Raw genomic sequence first — 12,427 nt, 5'->3', positions numbered from 1 at the left:
CATTACGCCATGAACTACACCATCCGCGCCGAAGCCATTGATGATCACGCCACCCTCCATGCGCTCACCGAGGCCGCATTCCGGGACGCTGCACACAGCAGCCATACCGAGCAGTTCATCGTCGCCGCTCTGCGCGCCCGCGGGGAGCTGAGCGTTTCGCTGGTGGCCGAGATGGACGGCAAGGTGATCGGCCATGTGGCGGTGTCGCCGGTGACGATCAGCGACGGCAGCACGGGCTGGTTCGGCCTGGGACCGATCTCGGTATTGCCCGCGTGGCAGGGGCAGGGCATCGGTGCGGCCCTGATGCACGCCGCACTTGAAGCACTGCGTCAGCAGGATGCACATGGCTGTGTATTGCTGGGCGAGCCGGCCTATTACGGTCGCTTCGGCTTCCGTGCCGAGCCGGGCCTGGTCCTGCCGGGTGTGCCTGCAGAGTACTTCCAGGCACTTTGCCTGCAGCCTCCGCTGGCACAGGGCGAGGTGCAGTACTCTCCGGCCTTCGAGGCGACGGCCTGATCCGGGCCTGGCACGTTCCGGCTCAGGGCGCCCGCCAGACAGTCGGTTCGGGTTGCGGCTTCGGAATGCGGTAGCCGCCGATGTGTTCAAGCAGTTCGTTGGTACGGCGCTGCTCGACCAGTACCTCACGCAGCAGGTTGCGCACGGCGAAGATGGCGAACGGCACCAGGATCCAGACCAGGCTGATGCCCAACGCAAACAGGGTCAGCAGGGCTTTTGCACCATCCATGCACAGCGTTCCTTGGTCGAAAGCAGCCACGCTAGCACGTGGCCGCTGCCGACGGATGTCAGCCGTTATGCCGAAGATGGATGAGCGGATACGGACGGCCTTGCGAATCGAGCGGTGAGCGGCCGCTTTCGACGAAGCCCATGCGCAGGTAGAAGCCGACGGCCTGTGCGTTCTGTTCGTTGACGTCAGTGCTCAGCTGCGGATGCTGGGCAAGTGCATGTTGCAGCAGTTGCCGGCCGATCCCGGTGCCACGTACGTCGGGATCGATGAACAGCGCTTCCATGTGCGTGCCGTCGATCAGCATGAAGCCCAGCGGCCGATCCTGTGCATCGACAGCAACGGTCATCGGCGCCTGCGGCAGGAAACCGGCGACTTCGGCATCGATCGCCTGGCGATCTTCAGTACTGAGGAAGTCGTGGGTGGCGTCGACGGCGCGGCGCCAGAGGTCGACGAGGGCGGCGCCGTCGTCGGCGCGCGAGGGGCGCAGAGTGGTCATGGGTTCACCAAGGTGCTTCGGAAGGGTGCGAAGTATGAGGCTTTCCGGTAGCGCCTGCAGGCGAAGATTCATCCCGCATCGCGGTGGCGGATGAAGGGCCAGTGCGCAGTCGCGTCGGCGCGCAGCACCACCCCATCCTCGAAGTCATCGCTGTCGTTGAAGGGCACGGTCGGCCATCGCTGCCAGCGTGCCAGCCGTTCGCGGTAGTCGCTGGTGGCCGCCACCAGTGCGTTGTCGTGCGCCTGCACGCGATCTGCTGGCAGCCCGGAACGCACGCCATGCACCACGTGCGGCTCCATCACCTCGAAGCCGACGTAGCGCAGGCTGTACATCAAAGGCCAGAGCAACAGCCGGGTATCGCCTTCGCGGCCATCGACTGCGCACGCCCGCGCCGAAGAGCCGGTGGTGACGCTCAGCAATGCACGCTTGCCCTGCATCACGCCATGTTCGTGGCGCTGACGGCTGTTGTACATCGGTCCATATACCAGCACGCGGTCCAGCCAGCCCTTGAGGATGGCTGGCGCCGCGAACCACCACAGCGGGAACTGCAGGATCACCAAGTCTGCGACCCGCAGCAGGTACAGGTGACGTTGCACATCGGCGGGTAACTGCTCCAGTTCGGCGCTGTGGCGTTGTTCGCGCTGGGCATCGAAGCGCTCGGGCTGCAGGCGCCGTGGATGGTGCCAGGCCGCTTCCAGCGGATCGAAGCCTTCCGCATACAGGTCGACCACATCCACCTGCGAGTGGTCGTGCCTCAGCTGCTCGGCCGCCTGCGCGGCGAGGTGGGCATTGAAGGAGCGGGGTTCGGGGTGGGCAAGCAGGATCAGGGCGCGCATGGGGCGAGGTGCTCGAGGAGTGTGCGACCATCCTCGCGGTGCCGGCATGCCCCGGCAATTACGCACCTTGAGGTAACCATGGCCTATCCCGGAGACGTGTATGCCGCCGACTGCTCGGCGCGCGATGCGCTGGCGCTGATCTCCGGCAAGTGGGTGATGCTGCTGTTGCCGGCGTTGGCGCAGGGCCCGCAACGCAACGGCGCGTTGCTGCGGAAGATCGAAGGCATCTCGCAGAAGGTGCTGACCCAGACTCTGCGACAGCTGGAGCGCAATGGGCTGGTCGAGCGGTGTGACCGGGGCAGCAAACCGCTGCATGTCGAGTACCGTCTGACCGAGGTCGCGCACGGTCTGGTCGAGACGTTGTCCGCCCTGGACCGCTGGGCCGAGCACAATTTCCCGGCGCTGGATGCGGCCCGCGAGCGCTTCGACGCGCGCTAGCGGCGCCTGTACGGCCCGGGGCGTACAATGCGGCCCCGGCGGCCATCCTGGCCCTGCACACACGCGAGAACCGCCATGACCGACGCCCTGGGCGTGCCGGTGCACGACACCGATGAACACTGGATGCGCCACGCGCTGGCGCTGGCCGAGCGCGCGCAGCGCGAGTTCGACGAAATTCCGGTCGGAGCCGTGCTGGTGGGTGCCGATGGCCAGCTGCTGGGGGAGGGCTGGAACCTCAACATCGCCTCGCACGACCCCAGCGCGCACGCCGAGATCGTGGCGATGCGGGCCGGCGGAAAGCTGCTGGCGAACCACCGCCTGCTTGGCAGCACGCTGTATGTCACCCTGGAGCCGTGCGCGATGTGCGCGATGGCGATCGTGCATGCACGCGTCGCCCGTCTGGTCTACGGCGCCAGTGACCCCAAGACGGGCGCCTGCGGCAGCGTGTTCGACCTCATTGGCGACGCCCGCCACAACCATCGCGTCGAGATTCACGGCGGCGTGCTGGCCAAGGAAGCCAGTACACGCCTGACCAATTATTTCCGCGCCAAACGTGGCAAGCCGCCGCTGCTGCTGGAAGACCACGTCGGCGAGGGCTGAGGGGCGAACGGGTATGATGGACGCCTCTTTCCTTCACCGGTAGGCCGCGCGCCTGCCCAGCAACGAGGCGACACAATGGCGGACACCGGCGCGGCCAACGAGCGACTGATCTGGATCGACCTGGAGATGACCGGGTTGGACACCGACAACGATTCGATCATCGAGATCGCCACGGTGGTTACCGATGCCCAGCTCAATGTGCTGGCCGAGGGCCCTGAATTCGCCATCCATCATCCGCTGGAAACGCTGGAAGCGATGGACGAGTGGAACCGCAACCAGCACCGTCGTTCGGGCCTGTGGCAGCGCGTGGTGGACAGCACCACCACTCTGGCCCAGGCCGAGGCGCAGACCGTGAACTTCCTGGCGCAGTGGATGCCGGCCGGCCTGTCACCGATGTGCGGCAACTCGATCTGCCAGGACCGCCGCTTCCTGCACCGCCAGATGCCGCGCCTGGAGAAGTACTTCCACTACCGCAACCTGGACGTGTCCACGGTGAAGGAATTGGCCAAGCGCTGGGCGCCGACCGTGGCCGCCGGCGTCGGCAAGAACAGCAACCACACCGCGCTGAGCGACGTGCACGACTCGATCGCCGAGCTGCGCCACTACCGCCAGTTCATGGGGGCGCTGTCGGGGTTGCCGACAGCCTGATTGGTGGTGCCAATCAGCGGCAGGTACTACCAATCAAATGGACACCACCGGTGCTGAGAAACGGGGGTAGAACCGCTCCCCCGGTTTCCACTCTCAAGGAGACCAGTTGGGTCCCGGGTCGGGACCCCTGCCATACAGGTTGACTGCCCGGGCGCAAGTGAAATGAACCGGTCGGCAACCGTTGGGGCAGGTCTGGCGTGCGACTTCGGTGCCGAGCGCCAATTCATTGTCGCTGCGGAAGACCACTTCAAACTGGCCAGTGTCGTAGTGCTGCAATGCGTAGGCACATCTTTCAGTGAACGAGGCAATGATCTCGCACTGTGTTCCGCTGCGCTTGTTACAGGTCTTCAATGCCTGTTTCTCGGCAGCCTTCTGTTTGTGTTGGCGAACGCTCCAGCCGAGGAGTGTGCCATTCGGCGAGCGGGCAAATGCAACCCATTCGGAGCCCATCTTTACTCGGGTGGTTGGGACGGACGGAGAAAGCCCGGCATCGCCACCACCGCCTCCGGGAATCGGCGCACAACCCAACACGCCTTGCCCGCCAATGGGGTAGGAACCCGGTGGGCATCGACCTTCGGCCTTGACGATGTGAGGCAGGCCGAGAGCAGCCAGGAAAAGGGGGCAGATCAGCAGTAGTCGGGCGAGCATGGGGCGTCCTTGCCTGGGTTGTTCCATGACCCCATGCAAGCGGGGCCGCTGCCGGGATCATAGACCGGTGCCGAGGGCGCTACCACCCTCCGTTCAACTCCCTGGCGCTAAGATCGGCGCCATGAACGAGCCCATCCTGCTCCCCCGCGACATCGCCCACGACGCCCGCGACTGGTCCGACCTGCAGCGGGCGGTGGCCCTGCTGGAAGCGCCGACCCTGACCGCGCGCATGGCCAATCTGGTCGGCACGCCGCTGGAGTTCGCGGTGAAGGCGCTGCCCAGCTCGGTCTCCAACCGCATCCACGGTGCGGTGCAGGCGGCGCTGACCAAATCGGCGCAGGCCGCGCTGTGGAGCATGGACAACACCCCCGGCAAAGGGGCCTCCACCCGTTGGCACAAGCTGGCGGCAGCCACCTCCGGCGCGGTCGGCGGGGCATTCGGCTTTGCGGCCTTGTTCATCGAGCTGCCGGTGTCGACCACCATCATGATGCGCGCGGTGGCCGACGTGGCCCGCAGCGAGGGCTTCGATCTTTCCCAGTTCAGCACCCGCCAGGCGTGCCTGGAGGTGTTCGCGCTGGGTGGCAACTCGCCGCGCGATGACGCCAGTGAGACCGGCTATTACCTGGCCCGTGGCTTCACCACCGACGTGATGCGCCACCTGTCGGCCGAACTGGCCGGGCGTGTGGTGACCGGCCGCGACCTGACCCTGGGCGTGGCACCAAAGGAGGCCGGCAAGCTGCTGGCGAAGATGGTGGAGAAGGTGGCGGCGCGTTTCGGCGTGGTGGTCACCGAGAAATTCGCCGCGCAGGCGGTGCCGATTGTCGGTGCCGCTGCCGGTGCAACGCTCAATACCATGTTCACCGACTACTACCAGGACATGGCGCGCGGTCACTTCATCGTGCGCCGGCTGGAGCTGAAGTACGGGGAAGACGTGGTGCGCACCTGCTATGACCGCGTGGCGCATGGCGCGGTCAGGATCGAACCCCGCCTGGAGTAGATCCACGCCATGCGTGGATGAGCCTTCATGCCGGGAGATCCTTGCCTGCCGGGCACAACTGTTTTGCCACAACACGCCTGTTGCCTTTCGCAGGCGGTCCCCATTCTTGCTGGCACTCCCCCCGCAAGAGATGTCCGCCATGTTGTTCACCTCCCACCGTCTGGGCCCGCTGACGCTGCCCAACCGCATCGTGATGCCGCCGATGACCCGCTCGCGTGCGGCTGCTGGCAACGTTGCTACCGCCGAGATGGCGACCTACTACGCGCAGCGTGCCGGTGCCGGCCTGATTGTCAGCGAAGGCACCCAGATCAGCCCGCAGGGCCAGGGCTATGCCTGGACGCCGGGCATCCACAGCCCCGAACAGGTAAAGGGCTGGCGGCAGGTGACCGATGCGGTGCACGCCGCCGGTGGCCGCATCTACGCGCAGTTGTGGCACGTCGGCCGCGTCTCGCATGTGGCCCTGCAGCCCGATGGCGCAGCGCCGGTGTCTTCCTCGGCATTGCTGGCCGAAGGCGTGAAAGTGTTCGTCGACCCGACAGGGGCAGGTCCCGAAGCTGGCGTCGGCGAGATGATCCAGCATTCGATGCCGCGTGCGCTGCGCGAGGACGAGATTCCGGGCATCGTCGCCGACTACGCGCAGGCCGCCCGCAATGCGCTGGAGGCGGGCTTCGACGGCGTCGAACTGCATGGCGCCAATGGCTACCTGATCAACCAGTTCATCGACTCGCAGGCCAACCAGCGTACCGATGGCTATGGCGGTTCGCTGCAGAACCGGCTGCGCTTCCTGCGCGAGGTGGTGCAGGCGGTGGTGGCAGTGGCCGGCGGTGATCGCGTTGGCGTGCGCCTGGCGCCGCTGACCACGCTGCAGGGGGCGGTGGACGATACGCCGCAGGCGACCTATCTGGCCGCTGCATACCTGCTCGGCGAGCTGGGTGTGGGCTACCTGCACATTGCCGAAGCGGACTGGGAGGATGCGCCGTTGATGCCGGTGGCGTTCAAACAGGCGCTGCGCATGGTCTACCCGGGCACGCTGATCTACGCAGGCAAGTACACCGCCGAGCGCGCCGGGCAGGCGCTGGCCGAAGGCTGGGCCGACCTGATCGGTTTCGGCCGGCCGTTCATTGCCAACCCGGATCTGCCTGAGCGCCTGCGAACGGGCGCAGGACTGAATCCTCCGGATCGTGCGAGGTTCTTCGGTGGTGGTGCGAAGGGTTTCACCGATTACCCGGCGCTGGAAGAGGCCGTCGAGGCCTGATGCCGATCGGTGGGTGCCGACCGTTGGTCGGCACTCCCGGGTTGGATCAGGGCTTGTCGCGCACCAGCGCATCCGCTTCGACCACGCCGCCATCCTTGCCATGCAGGTACAGGTGCATGTCCTGCTGCGGGTACGGGATGTTGATGCCGGCCTTGTCATAGCCCAGCTTCAGCTGTTCCAGCAACGTGACTTTGGTACCGAACCAGTCGGCCGACTTCACGTAGCAGCGGATGCCCAGGTTGATTGCGTGCGCACCCAGCTCGTACACCACCACGTCCGGTGCTGGCGTCTGCAGCACGCGCGGGTCGGCCTTCATCAGTGCCAGCGCGGTATCGCGTGCCAGCTGGATGTTGTCCTCGTAACCGATGCCGATCACCAGTTCGACGCGGCGCGTCGGTTCGGCGGTCAGGTTGATGATCGGTGCGGCGGTGATCAGCGTGTTCGGAATGGTGGTGTGCTGGTTGTCGGCGCCGGTAAGTACGGTCTGGAAGATGCGTACTTCGCGCACGGTGCCGGTCTGACCGGCCACGGTCACCACATCGCCCACGCGGAACGGGCGCAGCGTCACCAGCATCACGCCCGAGGCGATGTTGGACAGCGAATCCTTCAGTGCCAGGCCAACGGCCAGGCCAGCGGTGCCGAGTACGGCCAGCAGCGGGGTGATCTGTACGCCCAGCGTGCCGATCGCCAGCACCACTACGATCACAAGCGATGCGGCATACACCACGTTGCGCAGAAAGCTGCCGAGCATCGGATCCACGCCCATGCGCGCAGTGGCGCGCGGCATCGCATTGGACAGGCGTCGTGCCACCCACATGCCGACCAGCAGCACAACGATGGCGGCCAGCAGCGGCACACCATAGGTTTCCAGCAGGCGTTCCCAGTCGAGCGAGTGGAACCAGGGCGTTGCGGCGGGCGAGGACGGTGCGGCGGCGATCATGCGGGAATTCCTTTGCTGCTGCGGGACAGGTGCGAGGTACGCGTGGCGTGCAAGGACGCCAGAAACAGCAAGCCCCGCAGAGGCGGGGCTTGCGTGCAGCAGCAGTATCGGCTGACGCCGATGAACACGACGTCAGCCTGCGGCCTTTACGGCATCAGCCGTTGGCCTTCAGCTTGGCCAGGCGCAGCCAGGTATCGACTACGGTGTCCGGGTTCAGCGACACCGACTCGATGCCTTCCTGCATCAGCCATTCGGCCAGATCCGGATGATCGGACGGGCCCTGGCCACAGATGCCGACGTACTTGCCCTTGGCTCGTGCTGCCTTGATGGCCATCGACAGCAGCTTCTTCACTGCCGGGTTACGCTCGTCGAACAGGTGCGCGACGATCGACGAGTCGCGGTCCAGGCCCAGGGTCAGCTGGGTCAGGTCGTTGGAGCCGATCGAGAAGCCGTCGAAGATTTCCAGGAACTCATCGGCGAGCAGTGCGTTGGACGGCACTTCGCACATCATGATGATCTTCAGGCCGTTCTCACCCTGCTTCAGGCCGTTCTGTTCCAGCACCTCGATGACCTTGCGGCCTTCTTCCAGGGTGCGCACGAACGGAATCATGACCCACAGATTGTCCAGGCCCATTTCGTTGCGCACGCGCAGCACGGCCTTGCACTCCAGCGCGAAGGCGGCCGAGAAGCTCGGGTCGACGTAACGGCTGGCGCCGCGGAAGCCGATCATCGGGTTCTCTTCGTGCGGCTCGTAGTTGCTGCCGCCGATCAGGTTGGCGTACTCGTTGGACTTGAAGTCCGACAGGCGCACGATCACGGCGTTCGGTGCAACCGAGGCGGTGAGGGTGGCGATGCCTTCGGCCAGGCGGTCCACGTAGAAGCTGACCGGATCGGAATAGCCGGCGATCTTCTCGTCGATCTTCTTCTTGGTCGCCGCATCCTGGCGGTCGTATTCCAGCAGCGCGTTCGGGTGGATGCCGATGTGGCTGGCAATGATCATTTCCAGGCGGGCCAGGCCGATGCCGGCGTTCGGCAGCTGGCCGAAGTCGAAGGCACGTTCCGGGTTGGCCACGTTCATCATGATCTTCAGCGGTGCCGGCGGCATGTTGCCCAGATCGGTGGTGGTGCGCTCGAAGCCGAGCTTGCCCTCGTAGATGAAGCCGGTATCGCCTTCAGCGCAGCTGACGGTGACCAGCTGGCCATCTTCGATGACCTTGGTGGCGTTGCCCGAACCGACCACGGCCGGCACGCCCAGCTCGCGCGCGATGATCGCGGCGTGGCAGGTACGGCCACCGCGATTGGTGACGATGGCCGAAGCGCGCTTCATCACCGGTTCCCAGTCCGGGTCGGTCATGTCGGCGATCAGCACGTCGCCCGGCTGCACGCGGTTCATGTCGTCCAGCGTCTTGACCACGCGGGCCACGCCCGAACCGATCTTGGCACCGACGGCACGGCCTTCGGCCAGCACGTTGCCGCCCTTTTCGGTCAGCGCGAAGCGCTCGATCTGGGTGGCGTGGCTGCGCGACTTCACCGTTTCCGGGCGCGCCTGCACGATGAACAGCTTGCCGCTGACACCGTCCTTGGCCCACTCGATGTCCATCGGGCGGCCGTAGTGCTTTTCGATGACCAGCGCCTGCTTGGACAGTTCCTGCACGTCCTCGTCGCTGATCGAGAAGGTGTTGCGCAGCTCTGCCGGGGTGTCCTCGATCTTCACGCGCTCGCCGGGGACGTCCGAATACACCATGCGGATCGCCTTGCTGCCGAGCGAGCGGCGCAGGATCGCCGGCTTGCCGGCCTGCAGGGTGGGCTTGTAGACGTAGTACTCGTCCGGGTTGACCGCACCCTGCACGACCATTTCGCCCAGGCCGAACGAGGAGGTGACGAACACCACGTCGCGGAAGCCGGACTCGGTGTCCAGGGTGAACAGCACGCCGGAGGAACCGACGCCCGAACGCACCATCAGCTGCACGCCGGCGGACAGGAACACGTCCTCATGCTTGAAGCCGTGGTGCACGCGGTAGGCAATGGCGCGATCGTTGTACAGCGAGGCAAACACTTCCTTGACCTTGTGCACGACGTCGTCGGCACCGGTGACATTGAGGAAGGTTTCCTGCTGGCCGGCGAAGGACGCATCCGGCAGATCCTCGGCGGTGGCCGACGAACGCACGGCCACGGCCACGTCGCCGCCGCCATTGTCGGCGCTCAGCTTGGCGTAGGCGGTGCGGATGTCCTGGTCCAGCTGCGGCTGCAGCGGCGCGTCGATCACCCAGCTGCGGATCTCCTTGCCCGCGGCGGTCAGCGCGTTGACGTCTTCGACGTCCAGCGTGGCCAGCTTGTCGAAGATGCGCTTGGACAGGTCGTTGTGCGCGATGAAGTCCTTGAAGGCTTCAGAGGTGGTCGCATAACCTCCGGGAACGGAGACGCCCAGACCGGCCAGATTGCCGATCATCTCGCCCAGCGAGGAATTCTTGCCGCCTACGCGGGCCAGGTCGGCCAGACGCAGTTCGTGCAACCACAGGATGTTCTCGTTCAAGCGCGATGCTCCGTTTGGCCATCGCCCGAGGCGGGCTGAGTGGCCGCGTCCGTAGGAAGAAGCCGATATGATGCCGGGCAGACCGCTGTCGACACAAGCTTGTGTTGGCGGCCCTTTTAGGCTTCGTAGGGGGTAAAAGCGCGCATGTCGACCATCCGTCCGGTGTTCTACGTTTCCGATGGAACCGGTATCACCGCTGAAACCATTGGGCATAGCCTGCTGACCCAGTTCTCCGGGTTCAGCTTTATTACCGACCGGATGTCGTTTGTCGACGACCCCGAAAAAGCCCGGGAAGCCTGTTCCCGGATCCAGGCGGCGGGGGAGCGCTACCAGGTCAGGCCGATCGTGGTGAACTCCTGCGTGGACCAGAGCCTGAGCCTGATCCTGGCCGACAGCGGGGCGCTGATGCTCGACGTGTTCGCCCCGTTCATCGAGCCGCTGGAGCGTGAGTTGTCCAGTTCGCGCGTGAACCGTGTGGGCCAGGCCCATGGCATGGTCGACTTCGATACCTACCACCGCCGCATCAACGCGATGAACTTCGCGCTGACCCATGACGACGGTATCGCGGTGAATTACGACGACGCCGACGTGATCCTGGTTGCGGTGTCGCGCGCCGGCAAGACGCCCACCTGCATCTACCTGGCCCTGCATTACGGGGTGCGCGCGGCCAACTACCCGCTGACCGACGAGGACCTGGAAAGCGACCGCCTGCCGCCACGGCTGCGCAACTACCGGCGCAAGCTGTTCGGCCTGACCATCGACCCGGACCGCCTGCAGCAGATCCGCCAGGAGCGCCGCCCGAACTCGCGCTACGCCAACCTGGATACCTGCAAGCGCGAGGTGGCCGCGGCCGAGGTGATGTTCCAGATGGAGCGGATCCCGACCCTGAGCACCACCCATACCTCGATCGAGGAGATTTCCAGCAAGGTGCTGGCCACGCTGGGGCTGCAGCGCGAGCTGTATTGAGGCGCGCGCCACGACCAACGGTCGTGGCCTACCGATGCTGCGGGAAACCCTTGTGCGTGGTGGGTATCGACCGTTGGTCGATACCGGGCCCCTTTGGCCGGGGCGATCCCGCCCCCACGTTGAAGCACCAACGTGTAGGATCGACCCATGGCCCGAGCCTTGCCCCGCACCGAACGCATTCCCCGCCTGAGCCGGCTGAGCTGGCTCATGGGCCTGTACGCGGAAAACTACCGCCACCTGGTGCGCCTGTTCGAACCGGCCGGACTGGTGGCGGGCAGCTACATTTCCTCGATCGGCGACGGCCTGGATGTTCGTCTGGACGTGATCGAGTGCCACCGTTACACGGTGGAACTGCGCCTGACCTACGACCTGGCCGACCCGGTCACCGGCGAACCGGATCCATCGGCCTATGTGCGGCTGTATCGTGACGCGCGCCAGGCCGAGACCACCCACTGCTACGTCGGCCGTCGCTGGCAGGACACCATGGGCCTGTACCCGCCGCCGGCGGAGCTGATCAGCCACCGCATGCGGATGAATACCTTCCTGGGCAAGTGGCTGGAATACCTGGCCGAGCGCGGCCACGGCGTCGCCACCCTGCGCCGTGATCCCGATGGTGCCGGCACGCCCACCGAGCGCCGCCTGTCGCTGGTGCGCTGATCGGCCATAATCCACGGCTGACCTGCTGCTGGATGCTGCCCCATGCCGTATACCCCGATCGTCGCCACCCTGGGCTACGTGCTGTCGCCCGATCGTCGCCAGGTGCTGATGATCCACCGCAACACCCGGCCCGGTGACCACCACCTGGGCAAGTACAACGGTCTGGGCGGCAAGATCGAGTCGGACGAGGATGTGGCCGCCAGCATGCGCCGCGAGATCCAGGAAGAGGCCGGTATCGACTGCACCAGCATGCGCCTGCGCGGCACCCTCAGCTGGCCGGGTTTCGGCAAGCACGGCGAGGACTGGCTGGGCTTCGTGTTCGTCATCGACAGCTTCGAAGGCACCCCGCACGGCGGCAACCACGAGGGCACGCTGGAGTGGGTGGACCTGGACAAGCTGGACACGCTGCCGATGTGGGAGGGCGACCGCAACTTCCTGCCGCTGGTGTTCGACGCCGACCCGCGCCCGTTCCACGGCGTGATGCCGTACAAGGACGGCCGCATGGTGAGCTGGTCCTTCAGCCGTCTGTGATCCGGCGGATCGGGTGGGTGCCAACCATTCTGGTGGGGGCCAACCTTGATTGGCACGCTCTTCTGGCTGATTAATACCCGGGCAATATTGACAGTCGCAAATTACCCGGGCAATATTCGCGCATCGCCTCTGATGCC

General features: G+C 65.6%; 15 protein-coding genes. 9 read left to right on the top strand and 6 right to left on the bottom strand.

The window, feature by feature from the left end; translation table 11 throughout:
* The first annotated feature begins 9 nt into the window (after window positions 1-9).
* Window positions 10-516, top strand: coding sequence for a GNAT family N-acetyltransferase (locus tag ACW5IY_RS13485; RefSeq protein WP_049436611.1), 507 nt, complete (start codon window positions 10-12; stop codon window positions 514-516).
* Between the two features lie 22 nt (window positions 517-538).
* Here the strand turns inward: ACW5IY_RS13485 and ACW5IY_RS13480 are convergent, their stop codons facing one another.
* The 3 genes from ACW5IY_RS13480 to ACW5IY_RS13470 form a co-directional block, all read right to left on the bottom strand.
* Window positions 539-745 (bottom strand): hypothetical protein, encoded by a 207-nt coding sequence (locus tag ACW5IY_RS13480; protein ID WP_005410107.1) that lies wholly within the window; start codon window positions 743-745, stop codon window positions 539-541.
* A gap of 58 nt (window positions 746-803) precedes the next feature.
* Window positions 804-1,241 (bottom strand): acetyltransferase, encoded by a 438-nt coding sequence (locus ACW5IY_RS13475; RefSeq protein WP_049436612.1) that lies wholly within the window; start codon window positions 1,239-1,241, stop codon window positions 804-806.
* Between the two features lie 68 nt (window positions 1,242-1,309).
* Complete coding sequence (locus ACW5IY_RS13470; protein WP_049436613.1) at window positions 1,310-2,077, bottom strand: NAD(P)H-dependent oxidoreductase; 768 nt, start codon at window positions 2,075-2,077, stop codon at window positions 1,310-1,312.
* A 78-nt stretch (window positions 2,078-2,155) separates the two neighbouring features.
* On the opposite strand from ACW5IY_RS13470, the gene ACW5IY_RS13465 reads away from it, so the two are divergent.
* The 3 genes from ACW5IY_RS13465 (at window position 2,156) to orn (ending at window position 3,763) form a co-directional block, all read left to right on the top strand.
* Window positions 2,156-2,515: a winged helix-turn-helix transcriptional regulator gene (locus tag ACW5IY_RS13465; protein WP_049436614.1), complete on the top strand. Its 360-nt coding sequence runs from the start codon at window positions 2,156-2,158 to the stop codon at window positions 2,513-2,515.
* Window positions 2,516-2,590: 75 nt separating this feature from the next.
* The gene (tadA, locus tag ACW5IY_RS13460; protein WP_049436615.1) at window positions 2,591-3,115 is read left to right on the top strand and encodes a tRNA adenosine(34) deaminase TadA; all 525 of its coding nucleotides are present in this window, start codon (window positions 2,591-2,593) and stop codon (window positions 3,113-3,115) included.
* A gap of 75 nt (window positions 3,116-3,190) precedes the next feature.
* Entirely contained in the window at window positions 3,191-3,763 is a 573-nt protein-coding gene (gene orn, locus ACW5IY_RS13455) for an oligoribonuclease (RefSeq protein ID WP_049436616.1), read from the top strand.
* A 93-nt stretch (window positions 3,764-3,856) separates the two neighbouring features.
* Here orn and ACW5IY_RS13450 read toward each other — a convergent pair whose 3' ends face one another.
* Entirely contained in the window at window positions 3,857-4,411 is a 555-nt protein-coding gene (locus tag ACW5IY_RS13450) for a DUF4189 domain-containing protein (RefSeq protein ID WP_100049937.1), read from the bottom strand.
* A 121-nt stretch (window positions 4,412-4,532) separates the two neighbouring features.
* Between ACW5IY_RS13450 and ACW5IY_RS13445 the strand changes: the two genes are divergently transcribed.
* Together ACW5IY_RS13445 and ACW5IY_RS13440 are read left to right on the top strand one after the other, a co-directional pair.
* Window positions 4,533-5,408: an EcsC family protein gene (locus tag ACW5IY_RS13445; protein WP_049436617.1), complete on the top strand. Its 876-nt coding sequence runs from the start codon at window positions 4,533-4,535 to the stop codon at window positions 5,406-5,408.
* 139 nt (window positions 5,409-5,547) lie between these two features.
* Window positions 5,548-6,663, top strand: a complete 1,116-nt coding sequence (locus ACW5IY_RS13440) for an alkene reductase (RefSeq protein ID WP_049436627.1) — start codon at window positions 5,548-5,550, stop codon at window positions 6,661-6,663.
* Window positions 6,664-6,709: 46 nt separating this feature from the next.
* Here the strand turns inward: ACW5IY_RS13440 and ACW5IY_RS13435 are convergent, their stop codons facing one another.
* Both ACW5IY_RS13435 and ppsA read right to left on the bottom strand, forming a co-directional pair.
* On the bottom strand, window positions 6,710-7,603 hold the full coding sequence (locus tag ACW5IY_RS13435) for a mechanosensitive ion channel family protein (protein WP_049436618.1): 894 nt from the start codon (window positions 7,601-7,603) through the stop codon (window positions 6,710-6,712).
* Between the two features lie 154 nt (window positions 7,604-7,757).
* Window positions 7,758-10,136, bottom strand: a complete 2,379-nt coding sequence (gene ppsA, locus ACW5IY_RS13430) for a phosphoenolpyruvate synthase (protein WP_049436619.1) — start codon at window positions 10,134-10,136, stop codon at window positions 7,758-7,760.
* Window positions 10,137-10,280: 144 nt separating this feature from the next.
* Between ppsA and ppsR the strand changes: the two genes are divergently transcribed.
* The 3 genes from ppsR to ACW5IY_RS13415 all read left to right on the top strand — a co-directional run bounded on the left by ppsR (window position 10,281) and on the right by ACW5IY_RS13415 (window position 12,290).
* On the top strand, window positions 10,281-11,102 hold the full coding sequence (ppsR, locus tag ACW5IY_RS13425) for a posphoenolpyruvate synthetase regulatory kinase/phosphorylase PpsR (RefSeq protein ID WP_010484909.1): 822 nt from the start codon (window positions 10,281-10,283) through the stop codon (window positions 11,100-11,102).
* Window positions 11,103-11,249: 147 nt separating this feature from the next.
* Window positions 11,250-11,759: a DUF1249 domain-containing protein gene (locus tag ACW5IY_RS13420; RefSeq protein ID WP_010484911.1), complete on the top strand. Its 510-nt coding sequence runs from the start codon at window positions 11,250-11,252 to the stop codon at window positions 11,757-11,759.
* A gap of 42 nt (window positions 11,760-11,801) precedes the next feature.
* The gene (locus ACW5IY_RS13415) at window positions 11,802-12,290 is read left to right on the top strand and encodes an NUDIX hydrolase (protein ID WP_049436620.1); all 489 of its coding nucleotides are present in this window, start codon (window positions 11,802-11,804) and stop codon (window positions 12,288-12,290) included.
* Window positions 12,291-12,427: the final 137 nt, after the last annotated feature.

Source organism: Stenotrophomonas sp. C-A (assembly GCF_054030835.1).
The sequence above is the reverse complement of the archived record's forward strand: the minus strand, read 5'-3'. Positions and strand labels throughout refer to the sequence as shown.

What these genes read in the sequence shown, in the direction of transcription:
- ACW5IY_RS13485 (WP_049436611.1), top strand. Translation starts at nt 10, where the DNA reads ATGAACTACACCATCCGCGCCGAAGCCATTGATGATCACGCCACCCTC.
- ACW5IY_RS13480 (WP_005410107.1), bottom strand. Translation starts at nt 745, where the DNA reads ATGGATGGTGCAAAAGCCCTGCTGACCCTGTTTGCGTTGGGCATCAGC.
- ACW5IY_RS13475 (WP_049436612.1), bottom strand. Translation starts at nt 1,241, where the DNA reads ATGACCACTCTGCGCCCCTCGCGCGCCGACGACGGCGCCGCCCTCGTC.
- ACW5IY_RS13470 (WP_049436613.1), bottom strand. Translation starts at nt 2,077, where the DNA reads ATGCGCGCCCTGATCCTGCTTGCCCACCCCGAACCCCGCTCCTTCAAT.
- ACW5IY_RS13465 (WP_049436614.1), top strand. Translation starts at nt 2,156, where the DNA reads ATGGCCTATCCCGGAGACGTGTATGCCGCCGACTGCTCGGCGCGCGAT.
- tadA (WP_049436615.1), top strand. Translation starts at nt 2,591, where the DNA reads ATGACCGACGCCCTGGGCGTGCCGGTGCACGACACCGATGAACACTGG.
- orn (WP_049436616.1), top strand. Translation starts at nt 3,191, where the DNA reads ATGGCGGACACCGGCGCGGCCAACGAGCGACTGATCTGGATCGACCTG.
- ACW5IY_RS13450 (WP_100049937.1), bottom strand. Translation starts at nt 4,411, where the DNA reads ATGCTCGCCCGACTACTGCTGATCTGCCCCCTTTTCCTGGCTGCTCTC.
- ACW5IY_RS13445 (WP_049436617.1), top strand. Translation starts at nt 4,533, where the DNA reads ATGAACGAGCCCATCCTGCTCCCCCGCGACATCGCCCACGACGCCCGC.
- ACW5IY_RS13440 (WP_049436627.1), top strand. Translation starts at nt 5,548, where the DNA reads ATGTTGTTCACCTCCCACCGTCTGGGCCCGCTGACGCTGCCCAACCGC.
- ACW5IY_RS13435 (WP_049436618.1), bottom strand. Translation starts at nt 7,603, where the DNA reads ATGATCGCCGCCGCACCGTCCTCGCCCGCCGCAACGCCCTGGTTCCAC.
- ppsR (WP_010484909.1), top strand. Translation starts at nt 10,281, where the DNA reads ATGTCGACCATCCGTCCGGTGTTCTACGTTTCCGATGGAACCGGTATC.
- ACW5IY_RS13420 (WP_010484911.1), top strand. Translation starts at nt 11,250, where the DNA reads ATGGCCCGAGCCTTGCCCCGCACCGAACGCATTCCCCGCCTGAGCCGG.
- ACW5IY_RS13415 (WP_049436620.1), top strand. Translation starts at nt 11,802, where the DNA reads ATGCCGTATACCCCGATCGTCGCCACCCTGGGCTACGTGCTGTCGCCC.